Origin of the sequence: Paraburkholderia ultramafica, assembly GCF_902859915.1 — a bacterium.
In the GTDB taxonomy this organism is placed as follows: Bacteria; Pseudomonadota; Gammaproteobacteria; order Burkholderiales; family Burkholderiaceae; genus Paraburkholderia; species Paraburkholderia ultramafica.
This window is the reverse complement of record NZ_CADIKK010000043.1, coordinates 15,750-31,199: the sequence shown is the minus strand read 5'-3', so window position 1 is coordinate 31,199 and position 15,450 is coordinate 15,750. Positions and strand designations below refer to the sequence as shown.

Genomic DNA, 15,450 nt, shown 5'->3' with positions numbered 1-15,450 from the left:
GGATGCGCACTGCGCTCGGCGTAATCGCGTTTTATAAGAAGAAGGCAGCCCACATAGTCTGTCGATCGATGATGCGATATATCGAGCGCTCCAACATCTCCGCGGACTCCGCTATGGGGCCGATAGCAGTGGCTAGTTTGGTGTCTACGATTCGAAGGCAAGGGCGTGGATTTGCGGTCGTCACCTCAAAGGTCCGCGCTTGCGCTGCGCAGCACTGGCGCCGCGCCGGAAATCAAGAGCTTGATTACCGACTCCATTGACCGCGAAGACTCGGGCTCGAGGCTCGTCGATGAACCGGGTCTGACGATTGCGGAAGGAAAAATCACGCGTTGACAATGCATCGCGTCGAGCCACTTTCGACCTCAACGAGCAAGCAGAAGGGCACTGTCGGGTCGAACGCGGATGATAATCGCTGAAGGAGTTCTGAGGGGAGGGGGTAGGGCAGGATAGACGCTACGGACCGCATTGGCCGTTGATTGGCCAATGTGGTTAGTTCGACACAGTCGCAATGGACGTGCCCAGTGTGACTTCGTCAGGAACGGTTGCACATGAAGTGGGCAATATCAGCTCGCGTCCTCCCATTTTTCCTTATCCTCAATTTCTTGGACTGAAGTTGCGTATCAACCAAATTTTGACGGACTAATTTAGCCTTATTATGGTCGCGACAATTGGGAAAGACACGGCACTTGCACTGGGGGGCAAGTGCCGCGCGCTGAGGCAAAGGCTGAGGCGCACGCTTGACGAAACAGCGACGGCGGGGGGTATTTCGAAGCCGTTCCTATCGCAGGTCGAGCGTGGTCTCGCGTCGCCGTCCATCTACTCGCTGGCAGGCATCGCGAATGCGTTGGGAGTGAAGATGCAGTATTTCGTCGATACGCCACGCGAAGAGCGTTCGGTGTGTCGAGCAAACGAGCTGAGGCTTTTTTGTTTTTGCAGACTCGGCGAATCTGTTTTCCCGGATGACCAATCTATCGGGGGGCCGTCAGTTGGACGCCATCCTTGCGATGGATGCCACCCGGGAAAAAAGAGTTCCGAAGTCACGACACATGCCGGTGAGAGTTCATCTATGTCATTGGAGGGCAAGTGTCGTTGATGCTGGAAGGCAAACCTTCGTGCTACGTGCGGGAAACAGCGCGCACTACGAATCGACGTTGCCGCGTAGCTGGGCCAATACTGCCCGCAAGGATTCGGTCGTCGTCTGGGGAGGTACACCGAGACTGTTTTAGAAGGCAGGCATTCGATCTAGGTTGGAACCGCTTCCGCAACGCTGAGGGGTGCGTGAAATTCCGCTGCAGGATGCCTGTAATAATAGTTGTAAGGAATCCCGCATGCCGTACACCGAACAAGGGCCACCGCGGCCCGCATCACGCGGATAACCGTTAGTGGCGTCCGCGCCGCTTACGTTTTTCTCCCGACTTTTTCTGCGAATCCAACCATGAAAACCCCGTTCGTCTACGCGGCGGCGCTGACCGCGCTTGTCCTCACGTTTGTCCCTTCCGCTTTCGCCGTCACGGTGCCCGCTGGCGTCACGCTCGCCGCCAGCCAGGAACTCACCCGCCAAGTGCCCGCAGAAACCGAATCGCTCGATCCCGCGCACATCGAATCATGGACCGGCAATACGATCGCGCTCGACCTGTTCGAAGGGTTAACGCGCATCGACGCGGCCGGCTCGGTGGTGCCGGGCGTGGCGCAATCGTGGACACGCACCGGGCCAGAGACGTGGGTTTTCAAGCTGCGCCACGATGCGCGCTGGAGCAACGGCCAGGCGGTCACGGCGGCCGACTTCGTCTACGCATGGCAGCGCGTGCTCGATCCGAAGACCAGTTCGAAGTACACCGTGCTGGTCGAGTTCGTGAAGAACGCCAAGGCGATCCTCGCCGGCAAGTCGCCGCTCACGAGCCTCGCCGCGCGTGCCATCGATCCCTACACGCTGGAAGTCACCACCGAAGTGCCCGCCGCGTTCTTCGCGCAACTGGCCGCCATGCCGACCATGGCGCCGGTCAACCGCGACGTCGTGACGAAGTTCGGCGGCGACTGGACGCGGCCGGGCAACTTCGTCGGCAACGGGCCTTACACGCTGACCGACTGGCAGCCGAGCAACCGTCTGGTGGGAACGAAGAGCAAGACATACTGGGACGCCAGCAAGGTCGTGATCACAAAAGTGACCTACCTGCCGATCGAAAACGACGAAACGGCGATGCGCATGTATCAGGCCGGCCAGTTCGACTACACGTACTCGATTCCGTCGGGCATCTATGCACAGGTGAGCAAGCAGTTCGGTCCTGAGCTGAAAACCGGCCTGCAGATCGCCACGTACTACTACAGCCTGAATAACGAAGACCCGGTATTCAAGGACAAGCGCGTGCGCGAGGCGCTGTCGATGGTGCTGGACCGCGACCTGCTGACCCAGCGTCTGACCGCGGACGGCGAACTGCCGATGTACGGTCTGATCTCCAAGGGCACGCAAGGCGCGGCCGTCTTCAAGCCTGACTGGGCGAGCTGGCCGATGCCCAAACGCGTGGAATACGCGCGCAATCTGCTGAAGGCCGCTGGCTACTCGGACACGAAGCCGCTCACCTTTATGCTCACCTACAACACCAACGACCTGCATAAGAAAGTCGCGCTGTTTGCGACCTCCGAATGGCGCACCAAGCTCGGTGTGAACGCCACGCTTGAAAACGTCGAACAAAAGGTGCTCTTCAAGCAGCGCCACGACGGCAAGGTTCAGGCTTCGCGCGACGGCTGGTTCGTCGACTACAACGACGCCATGTCGTATTTCGACTTGATCCGCTGCAACAGCGTGCAGAACGACCAGCGCTACTGCAACCCGCGAGTCGACAAACTGGTCGAGCAGGCGAACCAGCAGCTCGATGACGCGAAGCGCACCGCCCTGCTCACGCAGGCGCACGATCTGGCCATGAACGACTACCCGCTGGTGCCGCTCTTCCAGTACTCGGCGGACCGGCTGGTGAAGCCATATGTCGGCGGCTACACGTCGACCAACTATGTCGACCAGCGCGCCACACAAGACATGTATCTGATGAAGCACTAAGCGCAGGAGGACTGCCATGCTGGCCTATACGCTGCGCCGCACGCTCTGGGCGATCCCGACGATCCTCGCCGTGATCACCGCGTGCTATCTGCTGCTGCACCTCACCCCGGGCGGCCCGTTCGACACCGAGAAGCAACTGTCGGAGGCCGTGCTCGCGAACCTCAACGCCAAGTATCACCTCGACGAACCGTTGCCTCTGCAGTACGTCCACTACCTCGTCTCGCTGCTGCACGGCGACCTCGGACCGTCGTTCCGCTACGCCGACTGGACCGTCAACGATCTGGTATGGAAGGCGCTGCCGGTGAGCCTCGGCGTGGGCGGCGTGTCGGTGCCGATCGCGCTCGTGATCGGCGTCGCGCTCGGCACGGTGGCCGCCGTGCGGCGCGACCGCTTCGTCGATCACTTCGTCATGGTGCTCGGCAATATCGGCAACGTGGTACCGCCGTTCGTACTGGGTCCGGTGCTGGTGTGGGTCTTCGCGATCCTGCTGAAGACCTCCGAAGGACACGGCTGGCTGCCGGCCGGCGGCTGGGGCGAAGGCGAGTGGCGTTATCGCGTGCTGCCGATCGTGCTGCTCACCATCATCAACGTTGCTGCGATTGCCCGCGTGATGCGCGGTAGCATGATCGAAGTGCTGTCGGGCAACTTTATCCGCACGGCGCGCGCCAAGGGTTTGCCGGGCAGCACGATCGTGCTGCGCCACGCCATGAAGCCCGCGCTGATGCCGGTGGTCTCGTTGCTCGGCTCGATCTGCATCTCGTCGATCACCGCGGCGGTGGTCACCGAATCGGTGTTCGCGCTGCCGGGCCTCGGTCAACTCGTCGTCAACGGCGCGATCAATCGCGACTACACCCTCGTGCTCGGCCTCGTCGTGCTGACGACCGCCGTCGCCGTGCTGTTCAATCTGCTGGTCGACCTCGCGTACGCGTGGCTCGACCCGCGCATCCGGTACTGATCCATGCCTCGCTCTCTTCAATCGACTGTCGCGGCGCTCGATCCGCTTGCGTCCATCGCCAAGGCGCCGCGTTCGCGCGGCCCACTCGCTACCGCCATGTGGCGTTTCGTGCGCAACCGCGCCGCGTTCGCCAGTTTCGTTGTGCTGCTGCTGATCGTGATCGCCTGCGTGGCCGGTCCGTGGTTCTTGCCAAACGCTCCGATCGATAGCGACTGGAGCGCGATCAGCCTGCCGCCTACCCTGCAGAATATGCACTGGTTCGGCACCGACGAACTCGGCCGGGACCTGCTTGCGCGCACGCTGCAAGGCGGGCGCGTGTCGCTCGAAGTCGGCCTGCTCGGCACGCTCGTGTCCGGGCTGATCGGCGTGGCGTACGGCGCGACCGCGGGTTATCTGGGCGGTCGCGCCGACGCGGTGATGATGCGTATCGTCGACATGATGTACGCTATCCCCTACATGCTGATCGCGATCCTGATGATGACGATGTTCGGCCGCGCGTTCTATCTGGTCGTGCTCACTATCAGTGCGTTTTCGTGGCTCGACATGGCGCGCGTGGTGCGCGGCCAGACGCTGTCGTTGCGTTCGCGCGAATTCATCGACGCCGCAAAGGCAATCGGCGTGAGTTCGCGTTCGATCATCGCGCGTCACATTGTGCCGAATCTGTTTGGCGTGGTCGTGGTGTACGCCAGCGTGACGGTGCCGAACATCGTGCTGACCGAATCGGTACTATCGTTCCTCGGTCTCGGCGTGCAGGAACCCATGACGAGCTGGGGCGTGCTGATTCAGGACGGCGCGCAGAAGCTCGAATCGACGCCCTGGCTGCTGCTGTGCCCTGCCGTGATGCTGTGCGTCACGCTGTATTGCGTGAATTTCGTCGGCGACGGTTTGCGCGACGCATTCGACCCGAAGGACCGCTGACATGCCGCTACTCGAAGTCAAAGACCTCAGCGTGCGCTTTACGCGCCGCGAAGGTGTCCCGGTCGACGTGGTGCAAGGCGTGTCGTTTTCGCTGGAAGCGGGCCGCACGCTCGCCATTGTCGGAGAATCGGGCTCGGGCAAGAGCCAGACCGTGATGGCGCTGCTGGGCCTCTTGGCCAGCAACGGCAGCGTGTCCGGCAGCGCTGCCTATCGCGGCGAAAACCTGCTGACCATGAACGAAGCGGCGCTGAACCGGATTCGCGGCGATCGCATCGGCATGATCTTTCAGGACCCGATGACCTCGCTTAACCCGTTCCTGACAATCGAACGGCAGATGACCGAGACGCTGCAGCTGCACCGCAAGATGTCGCGCCGCGAGGCGCGCCGCCGCGCGATCGAAACGCTCGAATCGGTGCGCATTCCCGATGCCGCGCGGCGCATCAACACGTATCCGCACGAATTTTCCGGCGGCATGCGGCAACGCGTGATGATCGCGATGGCGCTGCTCTCTGAGCCCGAAATCCTGATCGCCGACGAACCCACCACCGCGCTCGACGTGACCGTGCAGGCCCAGATCATCGAGTTGCTGCGCGAACTGAACAGCGAGCGCGGCACGGCGATCATTCTGATCACGCACGACATGGGCGTGGCGGCCAGCCTGTGCGACGACGTGATGGTGATGTACGCCGGCCAGACCGTCGAGCAGGCGAGCGCGGCCGCGCTGTTCGCGGCGCCGTCGCATCCCTACACGCTCGGTCTTTTGAACGCGCTGCCGCGTCTGACCGACGATAACGACGACCGTCCGCTGCAAACCATCCCGGGCAATCCGCCGCTGCCCGGCGAAGTCGGTGCCGGTTGCGCATTCGCGCCACGCTGCACGTTCGCCGAGGAGATATGCCGCGCGACATGCCCGGCGCTCGAACCGATCGAGGGCGAAGCACATGCGCTGTGCGCGTGCCATTGTCCCGTCCAGGCTATGGTGGAGGTGCTATGAGCGCTCAGGAAACCCTGCTCAAGGTCGATAACCTCAGCGTGCATTTCAGCATCGCGCAGGGCGGCTATCCATGGTCGAAGAAAGCGACACTGCGCGCGGTCGATGGCGTGTCGTTTGATGTTCGTCGTGGCGAAACGGTCGGCCTCGTCGGAGAGTCCGGCTGTGGGAAGTCGACGCTCGCGCGCGCAATTATCGGCCTTGCGCCCCTCACGTCAGGCTGCGTGCAGTGGAAAGGACGCGAGTCGGTGAAAGGAGCGTCATACGGTACAGCACAGAGTAGCCGCGATGTACAGATGATTTTTCAGGACCCGCTCGCGTCGCTCGATCCGCGCATGATGATCGAACAGATCGTCGCGGAGCCGCTGAAAACGCATCAGCCGCAACTCGGCCGTGAGGAGATACGCGTGCGCGTGCGGATGATGCTCGAGCGCGTCGGGCTGAGCAATCATCATCTGCGCCGCTATCCGCACGAATTCTCGGGCGGCCAGTGCCAGCGCGTGGGCATCGCGCGCGCGTTGATCGGCGAGCCGCAACTCGTGATCTGCGACGAGCCGGTGTCGGCGCTCGATGTGTCGATCCAGGCGCAGATCGTCAATCTGCTGCGCGATCTGCAACGCGAACTGTCGCTGTCGTTGCTGTTCGTCGCGCACGATCTGGCCGTCGTGAAAGCGATCAGCCAGCGCGTGCTCGTGATGTACCTGGGCCGTGTGATGGAGTTCGGCGACAAGCGCGACGTGTATCGCGAGCCGCAGCATCCGTACACGCGGGCGCTGCTGTCGGCCGTGCCGCTGCCCGACCCGGCTGCCGAGCGCGCGCGCAAGTATGTGCTGTTGCGCGGCGAGATTCCGTCGCCGCTCAAGCCGCCTTCGGGCTGCGCGTTCCGCACGCGCTGTCCGGATGCGATCGATGTCTGCGCGCACGAGCGGCCGGCTGCAAGCGCAACGGGCATCGGTCATACGCAGGTCGCCTGCATACGTGCTGTCATGACCTGAAATCCCTTTGGCTTCACGCAAACCTTTTCCACGACGCAGCTATCCGCTGCGCCGAGGGAGGCATTCGCTCGCGCGACGGCGGGAACGGGCTGGAAAGCGCGGCACGGCCGACCGCCGCGCCGTCAGGCATACCAGTGGCGTACTTCGTCAAGCTCGGTGCTGAAATCAAGGTGGCGTCGACAACCGACCACGCCCTCAACATCGACCATTCTCTCTCAGGATCTCATTGACCAGGGCCAGCGCTTGAGCTGCCAGTCCGTGCGCTTCGAGAAGATGGCGGAGCCGAAGAATCGTGCGTTCGTCCGGCAAGCGCGTCATGCCACCTGTCGAGCCCCGCGAACTCGCGACACAGCGGCGTGTCGTAAAGCGCTTCTTCCATCGTTGGGTCCGACAGGGCCGAACCACTGCCGCAGAAAATGAATCTGCAGCATCGTCGCGATCGGGAACGGCTGTCGTCCAGTTTTACCGTCGGAAAGTGCGGCTCGGTCAGCACAATCAATCTCAACCATGGCAGAACGCGCCGCATCACGTCGAGCAATTGCCGCTTGCGCGTACGTTTCGTCGACAGATCCAGACCGAGACAAAATGGTGTTTTATTGGCTATCCTGATTAACTACGTTCTTCTCAGAATACTTCCTACGCAAGTCAATGCACGGACTCTTGCAGACCGTCCCTGACAAACATCAAGGCGACTTACGTACAGGTCAAAGGCGAGTAAGGTTGGCCGCGCATGTGCAAGGAGCTACTCGCACGTGACGTTCGCGTTGGCAAGGAGCGGGTTCGCAAGCTGATGGCGCAGCACCGCCTTCGACGCCACAACACGCGCAAGTACATCGCAACGACAAACTCGAGCGACGATTTGCCTGGCGCGCCAAATCTGCCGGAGTGCAACTTCACTGCGACTGCACCGAACCGGGTTAGACGCGGGATATCACCTATCTCGCCTGAGCACACCTAGCGGTCATCATCGAACTGTTCAGCCGGCGGGTGGTGGCCTGGTCGATGCATCGGCGCATGAAGGCTGAGCTGGTCACGGACGCGTTGCGTATGGCGTGGTACCGCCGCCGCCTTGAAGCCGGCGTGATCGCGCATATAGACCGGGACAGCCAAGTACTGCAGCGGTCTGTTCCAGGAAACGTTGAGGGCCTATGGCATGCGTTCGTCCATGAGCCGAGGCGGCGATTGCGGGGGACGAGGCTCGACTGAGAGTCTGTACGGTTCGCTGAAAGTAGTCGGCATCCACGAACGACACTTCGCAACGCGGCGTAGCGCAATGGACGAGGTGATTGATTGGCTGGGTTTTTACAATGGGCGCCGGTTACACCCGGCACTCGACAACGTCAGTCCCATGACATTAGAGCGGAACTGGTTCGCGGATCGGCGAGGCGAAGCCGCATGATTCCCCCAGCTATGGGACTCGTCAATCACAACGTGTTGGCGTTAGGTGACACTTCAATCAGGGGAGATAAAAACGTCATATTATTTTTGACAAGGCTACAATCTGCACACTGAAGAGGCTGTGAAACGAAATCTGCTTGGCGCTGCTCTCTACCGCATAGATCTCGTGGCACGCTTCGTTGAAAGGTGCGAATTCACCAACGTCATCCCAAATTCCGGCGAATGCTTTCTGAGTCGCAGTGCTTTATGCATAGGCATCGACGGAGTCCCGCAGGTTGACAGTGCTGTATTCGCATCGATCAAGAAACAGTTTGACGCGAGATTTTGTTTTGCTATTGTCTTTCCCCAAGAAATTGCAAGCTAGAGAAAGAACGCGTTCGTTTGGCTTTCGCTTAGCCTTGCGTTACTTGTTGTAGATTTAAGAAGTGCATTAAGTTGACGTTGGTAGGCTGTCGCAATGCGCGAGCACGACTGCACGTCCGTTCTGCGGCAATGCAGCTGGTGGTATGTCGATCGATTGGCAGTTTCAATACAGTTATGTATTTCGGAATCCTACGAACATGATTTCGTGGAAATGCGTACACCGATGATGAGGGAGGCCTATTTTTGAGCCTCGCGTACAGGCTTCGGATTCTGTCCGACCGTATCGGCAGGCACGATGGTTGCTGCCCCGTTCCGCTCTAACGCGGCGAGCAACGACGGCAATGAATGGCTCCGGCGTGCGAAGGGTTGTACTAGGGGAAGCAGGGAAGCGGCATTAACTTATATCAAACAAATTCTGATGATCGAATTCGATAAGGCATATGCGGATCTCGCGCTGGGTAGAAAAATTCGCACACTTCGACAGAGACTCGATCGTACACCCATCGAAACTGAGATGGTGGCAGGCATTTCGAAGCCCTTCCTGTCCCAAGTTGAGCGCAGTCGGGCAATGCAGTCAGTCACCACGCTGGGCGATATTGCGCATGCGCGTGTCGCCTCGGCAAATCCGTGTGCGGGGTCGAGGGCATCCGTTCCTTTCGGTTTGCCGATCCGTACAATCTATTCGGATGGTTGATTAATATGTCGGCTGGTATAAAGCTGGAGGCCGCTCTGGCGAATATGCGTGAGCGTCGACAGGCGTTGGAGATCAAGGCCAAAGCGGAAGGAGAGTTCGCGGGTAATTGAAGGAGCCAAGTTCGTCTTGACAGCCGGCGATGCCACGCATTACGAGTCGACGATTGTGCATGGATGGCCAATACCGAAGATGAAGAGTCCGAGTTTGTCTCGGTCTGGACATCGGAGTTGTTTTGCCGAGCTCTTCTGCTTGAAGAGAAAGCATTTCCGCAATCGCGAGTGCAACTACAGGCGTGATCGGGATGATCGGCGAAGACGTTGGGGTGAAAGGATGCGACATGATTGATCAAAAATGTAGGGTTGACGAGATGTATATGAAGCACTCCGAAATGATGTATCAAGAAAAAGTATCCTAGGGTACGGTTGTTGGACGCCCGTCTGTCGAATTTCATATGGCGGCGTCATCGATGTGCTTGTGAAGTTGTACTAGTGCCGGCAACTTGGCAGAACATCGCGCGCGTTCGCCGTATATCAAGCGGAGAGGACCACACGTCCCTCTTTGAAAAACAGGTATGGGCTTACTGGCAAGAGAGAAGGGGAAAATGAAACAACGGACATTGGCGCTGGCCATCAGAAGAATACTATGGGCTGAATTGACGTTGGCGGCGGCCTTCGGCACGTCGGCTTTCGCGCAGAGCGCGCCGGTGACGACGGACCCTGGCGCTGTGCCGGCGGCGGCCGCAGGCGACGCCAACGGCACGCAAAACACCGGCACGGCGGCGTCGACATCAAACGGTGCCGCAAAGCAAAACGTCAAGAAGCTCGACAAGTTCGAGGTGACGGGCTCGCTAATCCGCACCTCGGATAAGGTCGGCAACACGGAAGTTCAGGTCATCACAGCCAAGGAAATTCAGCAAAGCGGCTATACGACGGTTGCCGGCTTCCTGCGGGGGATGTCCGCCAATGCCGCGAGCAGCTGGGGCGAGTCGACGCAGAGCAGTTCGGCGCCGGGCGGTGCCGGCATCGCCCTGCGGGGGTTGAGCGAGAAATACACGCTGGTGCTCGTTGACGGACAACGTGTCGCCAATTACGCAAGAGCCGTCAACTTTACCGACACGTTTTTCGATGTCAATACAATTCCGTTGAACATCGTCGATCGCATCGAAGTCGTGAAGACGGGCGCCGTTTCCGTATACGGTTCCGACGCGATCGCGGGCGTCATCAACATCATCACGAAGAAAAACTTCCAAGGCCTGCAGCTCGACGCGCAACTGGGCAAGGCGCAACATCCGGGCGACGGACAGGGCAGCTTCAGCGTGCTCGGCGGTTTGGGCAACCTGGCCTCGGACCGCTTCAACGTTACGGCTGCGGCGAGCTATTACCGCGACAGCGGTTCGACGCTCGCCGACCGCGACATGACAAGCCAGCAGGACTTCTCGCAGTACCCCGGTGGCATTTCCAAGCCGCTTGGCCTAGATCAACAGTCGTTCTGGGAAACGCCCAGCGGGCACGCCGCGCTTTCACCTTGCCCGACGGGAAGCAGCGCAGCGAACACGTCCGGTGCATCGTGCACCTACAATACCGCCAACACATATTCGTTGCAGCCGGCGGTCACGCGCTTGAATGCAAAGGTGCGCGGCACCTTCAAGATCGACGACACCACGCAAGCGTACGCGGGCTTCTGGGCGAGCCGCAACGAGACGCTGAACCTCAATGGCGCGGCGTCGGTCACAAGGAACACGAACGTCTACGACCCGTCCTCGGGGACCGTCTCCCAGATTTCGCGAAGCGTGCCGGCGTCGAACCCGTACAACCCTTACGGAACGGCGACGGACATCAACCTGACGTTCCCGGATTACACCAAGACGACGGACACCGTTTCGACGTACTGGATGGCCAATACTGGCGTCAAGGGTTCGTTCGATGCCGCGAAGCTGGGCAACTGGGACTGGGCTCTCGAGTACGCCCATTCGCAGAGCGTCGTTTCCAGCACGTACGGCAACGTCGTGAACGTCGCGGGGTACGAGAATATGCTCCAAAACGGCACGTATAACTTCTCGAACCCGTCCGCCACGCCCAACGGCCTGAACGGCGTATTGCAAGACGACAATCAGCTGTCGGTTTCCAAGCTCGACAGCGTCACGGCGAAGACTTCGACGAGCAACTTGTTTACGCTTCCGGGCGGCTCGGTCGGACTCGGACTTGGCACGGAGTTTCGTCACGAATCGGCGTCGATCAATCCACAGACGTACGCGTCTGAGGGCGTGACGGCACCTGCGAACGTGCAGACCGTCGACGGTTCCCGCAACGTTGCCGCCGCGTTCTATCAGGTCGACATTCCGATCGTCCAGCACCTGACCTTCACGCAGGCTGGTCGTTACGACCACTACAGCGACTTTGGCGGGGCGTTCTCGCCGAGCTTCGCTCTGCGCTTCCAGCCGGTCCAGATGCTGACGACGTATATGTCGTATAGCCGTGGTTTCCGCGCACCGACGCTGATCGAAAACTCGCAGGCCGTCTACCTCGGGCACCAGAACCTCGTCGACCCGTATGATCCCAGCGGCCCGACTCATCGTTACGTCACCGAGCGCACGACCGGCAATCCGAATCTGCAGCCCGAACATACGAAGAACTACAACATCGGTTTCCAGCTTTCGCCGGATCCCTATACGGATTTCGGTGCTGCGTTCTACAAGATTCGCATCGACGACGTGATCGGAACGGATGATCCGAACGCGGTGCTGCAGAAGAACGACCCATCACGCGTCATTCGCAACGCTGACGGCACGCTCTCGTACATGAACATGCCGTTCCTGAACCTCGGTTCGCTCGACACCTACGGATTCGACTTCAACTTCCGCAAGTCGCTGCCCACGAGCTACGGCACGTTCACGCTGGCCGGCGACTGGACCTACGTCTGGCGCTTCAAGCTGCGGAACACGGACGGCACGTCGCAGGATTTCGCCGGCAACAATTTCGCCTTGTTGCAGCCGTTCGGTGCGAGCAATCCGCGGTGGAAGGGCAATACGAGCGTGAGCTGGGATTACCGCGGCCTGCTGACGTCGCTGACGTGGCAATACACCGGCCCCTACACGAACGCGGTTGCCGATGAATTCGGCGACGGTGGCACATTGTCGGTCGCTTCGTACAGCCAGTTTAACTTGATGTTCACATACCGGGGAATCAAGCACTGGACGATCTACGGAGGCGTCAACAACATTTTCGACAAGAAGCCACCCTTCGACGTGGAATGGCAGAGCTCGCCGAGCTACAACACGGGTTACGACCAGTCGTTGTACTCGAATATTGGCCGCTTCTTCCAGGTCGGAGCTTCGTACCGGTTCTGATGTGTTGAGAGCAGTGAGCTAGTGAGCTAGTGGGCTGCCGCCTCTTTCCCGACGGCAGGAAGTGGCAGCCCGGGTGTTCGAGCAAGTCTCAGGAAGTCCCCGTGATCGGCCTGGTCCCGCAGTCGTTGCACGACAAGCGCCGCAATCACGGAACAAGGCGATTCACGCCGGGAGGATCGAAGGGTGGGTATGAAACTGGAAGGGCAAATTCCGGCGGCAACATCGCGAGCCGCAACGCTCGGACGGCCTCGCGAATTCGGGAAGAAGCAGCAAAATCCCGCGCGCCGCTTCAGCGGTATCGCAGTCGTCATCGTGTTGCACGTCGTGCTGGTCTACGCGCTGCTCAATGGCCTTGCCACTAAGGTCGTGCACGTCATCCAGCATCCGATCGAAACAAAGATCATTGAGCCGGTGAAACCGCCGCCTCCGCCGCCGTTGCCGACTGTGCAAATGCCGCCGCCCAAGTTCGCGCCGCCGCCTCCGCCGTTCGTGCCGCCGCCGGAGGTCTCGGTCCAGGCTCCGCCGCAGCAGACCATTGCGCACCAGACGACGCCCGTGCAGTCGGCGCCCGCCGTGCCGGTCGTACCGATGGCGTCGGTGCCCGTGAAGGCGCCGAGCACGGCTGTCGGCATCGTGTGTCCGAACTCCGACGAGATTCGCGGCTCGATGGTCTATCCGAAGGAAGCGCAGGAAAACGGCGACACCGGCGAGGTGCTCATCGAGTTCACCGTCGATCCGGAAGGTCACATTACGGGTGAGCGCGTGGCGAAGTCGTCCGACCACGACGGCCTGGACACCGCCGCTTTCAAAGCGGTCAAGCGATTCAATTGCATTTCCCAAGGTCAAGCTGTCCGGGTACAGGTGCCGTTCTCGTTCAACCTGAATTGAACGTCGACGGTCAGCAGCAACCGGTACTGATTGGTTAAACAGTTTCACAAGTTCAACGATTGAACTGGAGCAGACATGAAGAAGCGTTCTCTCGCCGCAGTCGCGGTCAGCATGTTGTTCGCCGTAGCCACGGTGAATACCCTCGTAGTCCCGCAAGCCTATGCGCAGGCCAGCGACACCATCGCTTTGGCTTCGGCGCCCGCTGCAGCCATACCGCAAACTGCGGGGGCGACGACCGACCAGCCGATGCCGCCGCCCGCCTCGGCCACGTCGGAAACGGTAAGTAACCCGTACGGTCTCGGCGCGCTCTGGAAGAATGGCGACTTCGTCGCACGCTTCGTGCTCATCCTGCTGGTGATCATGTCGATGGGCAGTTGGTACATCATGATTACCAAGTTCGTCGAGCAATTCCGCGCCAATCGTCGTGCCAAAAGCGCGGACGAACAGCTGTGGGCTGCCCCGTCGCTGACGGAAGGCGCGAAGCTGCTTGAGGAATCGTCGCCGTTCCGCTTCATTGCTGAAACCGCCATCGAAGCCGGCGAACATCACGACGAAGCGCTGCTCGAAGCCGTCGACCGCAACACCTGGATCGACGTCTCGGTCGAACGCGCCATCACCAACGTGTCGAACCGCCTGCAGGACGGTCTCGCCTTCCTCGGCACGGTCGGCTCGACGGCGCCGTTCGTCGGCCTGTTCGGTACGGTCTGGGGCATCTACCACGCGCTGACCGCGATCGGCATCGCCGGCCAGGCATCGATCGACAAGGTGGCGGGCCCGGTGGGCGAAGCGCTGATCATGACGGCGATCGGTCTGGCCGTGGCCGTGCCGGCGGTGCTGGGCTACAACTTCCTCGTCCGCCGCAACAAGTCGGTGATGGAGCGTGTGCGTGCCTTCGGCGCGCAGCTGCATACCGTACTGCTAGCCGGCAGCAAGCGTCCGGTGCGCGCCGCGGGCCGTAAGGCGCCGCTTGCCGAACAGGTGGGGTAAGCCATGGGCATGAGCGTTGGGCAAGATGGAGATAGCGACGAAGTCATCTCCAATATCAACACCACGCCGCTAGTCGATGTGATGCTGGTATTGCTGATCATCTTCCTGATCACGATTCCCGTGGTGACGCATACGGTACCGGTGCAGTTGCCGAAAGAGACGACGCAGCCGCTGCAGACCACGCCTAAAAGTATCGTGATCGCGATCAACCGCGATGGCGACTTCTTCTGGAACGAGAAGCTGGTCGATGCACCGACCTTGGTGGACCGTCTCAAGACCGTGTCTGTCATGACGCCGCAGCCCGAGGTCCATGTTCGAGGGGACCAGAGCACGCGTTATGAATTCATCGGTCGCGTCATTACCGCGTGCGAGCGTGCCGGCATCGCCAAGGTTTCGTTTATCACTGAGCCGCCGGCACGCGGCTAGGAGGCGTTATGGGCATGAATGTATCTTCGGGCGGCGGTGCTGAACCGGATGTGATGGTCGATATCAACACCACGCCGCTGATCGACGTGATGCTGGTGTTGCTGATCATGCTGATCATCACGATTCCGATTCAGACGCATGCCATCAAGATGAACTTGCCGGTGGGCAACCCGCCCCCGCCGCTGACGCAGCCGGAAGTGGTGCAGATCGATATCGACTTCGACGGCACGACGACGTGGAACGGCGTACTCGTCCCCGACCGCGCTGCGCTCGAGGCCAAGCTGTCCCAGGTCGCGGCCACGCCGGTACAGGCCGAGATTCATCTGCGTCCCAACAAGCTGGTGCCGTACAAGGACGTGGCCGAGGTGATGGCCTCGGCGCAGCGTCTGGGCGCGACCAAGATCGGGCTGATCGGCAACGAGCAGTACATGCAATAA

The 15,450-nt window shown here is 60.5% G+C and carries 10 protein-coding genes and 4 pseudogenes; 13 read left to right on the top strand and 1 reads right to left on the bottom strand.

The features are described 5' to 3' along the window. Nucleotides 1–655: 655 nt before the first annotated feature. The 6 genes and pseudogenes from HV744_RS31440 to HV744_RS31415 all read left to right on the top strand — a co-directional run bounded on the left by HV744_RS31440 (nucleotide 656) and on the right by HV744_RS31415 (nucleotide 6,911). Nucleotides 656–1,226 (top strand): annotated as a pseudogene (locus tag HV744_RS31440) (cupin domain-containing protein). A gap of 209 nt (nucleotides 1,227–1,435) precedes the next feature. Further along, nucleotides 1,436–3,052, top strand: coding sequence for a peptide ABC transporter substrate-binding protein (locus HV744_RS31435; protein WP_175153218.1), 1,617 nt, complete (start codon nucleotides 1,436–1,438; stop codon nucleotides 3,050–3,052). A 16-nt stretch (nucleotides 3,053–3,068) separates the two neighbouring features. Beyond that, a complete protein-coding gene (locus HV744_RS31430; RefSeq protein WP_175153217.1) occupies nucleotides 3,069–4,007 on the top strand; it encodes an ABC transporter permease subunit in 939 nt (312 codons plus the stop codon). A 3-nt stretch (nucleotides 4,008–4,010) separates the two neighbouring features. Next, complete coding sequence (locus HV744_RS31425) at nucleotides 4,011–4,925, top strand: ABC transporter permease (protein ID WP_281363685.1); 915 nt, start codon at nucleotides 4,011–4,013, stop codon at nucleotides 4,923–4,925. 1 nt (nucleotide 4,926) lies between these two features. Next, on the top strand, nucleotides 4,927–5,919 hold the full coding sequence (locus HV744_RS31420) for an ABC transporter ATP-binding protein (protein WP_175153216.1): 993 nt from the start codon (nucleotides 4,927–4,929) through the stop codon (nucleotides 5,917–5,919). Next, nucleotides 5,916–6,911: an ABC transporter ATP-binding protein gene (locus HV744_RS31415; RefSeq protein WP_175153215.1), complete on the top strand. Its 996-nt coding sequence runs from the start codon at nucleotides 5,916–5,918 to the stop codon at nucleotides 6,909–6,911. Before HV744_RS31420 ends, HV744_RS31415 begins: the two co-directional genes overlap by 4 nt. Before the next feature lie 121 nt (nucleotides 6,912–7,032). Here HV744_RS31415 and HV744_RS31410 read toward each other — a convergent pair. Next, nucleotides 7,033–7,515, bottom strand: a pseudogene (locus HV744_RS31410) (transposase); the annotation flags it as partial. Nucleotides 7,516–7,584: 69 nt separating this feature from the next. On the opposite strand from HV744_RS31410, the pseudogene HV744_RS31405 reads away from it, so the two are divergent. From HV744_RS31405 to HV744_RS31375, 7 genes and pseudogenes are all read left to right on the top strand, one after another. Continuing rightward, a pseudogene (locus HV744_RS31405) lies at nucleotides 7,585–8,310 on the top strand (IS3 family transposase); the annotation flags it as partial. A 780-nt stretch (nucleotides 8,311–9,090) separates the two neighbouring features. Beyond that, a pseudogene (locus tag HV744_RS31400) lies at nucleotides 9,091–9,599 on the top strand (helix-turn-helix domain-containing protein); the annotation flags it as partial. A gap of 368 nt (nucleotides 9,600–9,967) precedes the next feature. Then, nucleotides 9,968–12,712 (top strand): TonB-dependent receptor plug domain-containing protein, encoded by a 2,745-nt coding sequence (locus HV744_RS31395; RefSeq protein ID WP_175153214.1) that lies wholly within the window; start codon nucleotides 9,968–9,970, stop codon nucleotides 12,710–12,712. 189 nt (nucleotides 12,713–12,901) lie between these two features. Then, nucleotides 12,902–13,600, top strand: coding sequence for an energy transducer TonB (locus HV744_RS31390; RefSeq protein ID WP_175153236.1), 699 nt, complete (start codon nucleotides 12,902–12,904; stop codon nucleotides 13,598–13,600). Between the two features lie 75 nt (nucleotides 13,601–13,675). Further along, a complete protein-coding gene (locus HV744_RS31385) occupies nucleotides 13,676–14,587 on the top strand; it encodes a MotA/TolQ/ExbB proton channel family protein (RefSeq protein ID WP_175153213.1) in 912 nt (303 codons plus the stop codon). A 3-nt stretch (nucleotides 14,588–14,590) separates the two neighbouring features. Next, entirely contained in the window at nucleotides 14,591–15,013 is a 423-nt protein-coding gene (locus HV744_RS31380; protein ID WP_175153212.1) for an ExbD/TolR family protein, read from the top strand. Between the two features lie 8 nt (nucleotides 15,014–15,021). Then, the gene (locus tag HV744_RS31375; protein WP_175153211.1) at nucleotides 15,022–15,450 is read left to right on the top strand and encodes an ExbD/TolR family protein; all 429 of its coding nucleotides are present in this window, start codon (nucleotides 15,022–15,024) and stop codon (nucleotides 15,448–15,450) included.

Excerpts from the sequence above, each read along its gene's own strand:
- HV744_RS31435 (WP_175153218.1), top strand. The coding sequence starts at position 1,436 with ATGAAAACCCCGTTCGTCTACGCGGCGGCGCTGACCGCGCTTGTCCTC.
- HV744_RS31430 (WP_175153217.1), top strand. The coding sequence starts at position 3,069 with ATGCTGGCCTATACGCTGCGCCGCACGCTCTGGGCGATCCCGACGATC.
- HV744_RS31425 (WP_281363685.1), top strand. The coding sequence starts at position 4,011 with ATGCCTCGCTCTCTTCAATCGACTGTCGCGGCGCTCGATCCGCTTGCG.
- HV744_RS31420 (WP_175153216.1), top strand. The coding sequence starts at position 4,927 with ATGCCGCTACTCGAAGTCAAAGACCTCAGCGTGCGCTTTACGCGCCGC.
- HV744_RS31415 (WP_175153215.1), top strand. The coding sequence starts at position 5,916 with ATGAGCGCTCAGGAAACCCTGCTCAAGGTCGATAACCTCAGCGTGCAT.
- HV744_RS31395 (WP_175153214.1), top strand. The coding sequence starts at position 9,968 with ATGAAACAACGGACATTGGCGCTGGCCATCAGAAGAATACTATGGGCT.
- HV744_RS31390 (WP_175153236.1), top strand. The coding sequence starts at position 12,902 with ATGAAACTGGAAGGGCAAATTCCGGCGGCAACATCGCGAGCCGCAACG.
- HV744_RS31385 (WP_175153213.1), top strand. The coding sequence starts at position 13,676 with ATGAAGAAGCGTTCTCTCGCCGCAGTCGCGGTCAGCATGTTGTTCGCC.
- HV744_RS31380 (WP_175153212.1), top strand. The coding sequence starts at position 14,591 with ATGGGCATGAGCGTTGGGCAAGATGGAGATAGCGACGAAGTCATCTCC.
- HV744_RS31375 (WP_175153211.1), top strand. The coding sequence starts at position 15,022 with ATGGGCATGAATGTATCTTCGGGCGGCGGTGCTGAACCGGATGTGATG.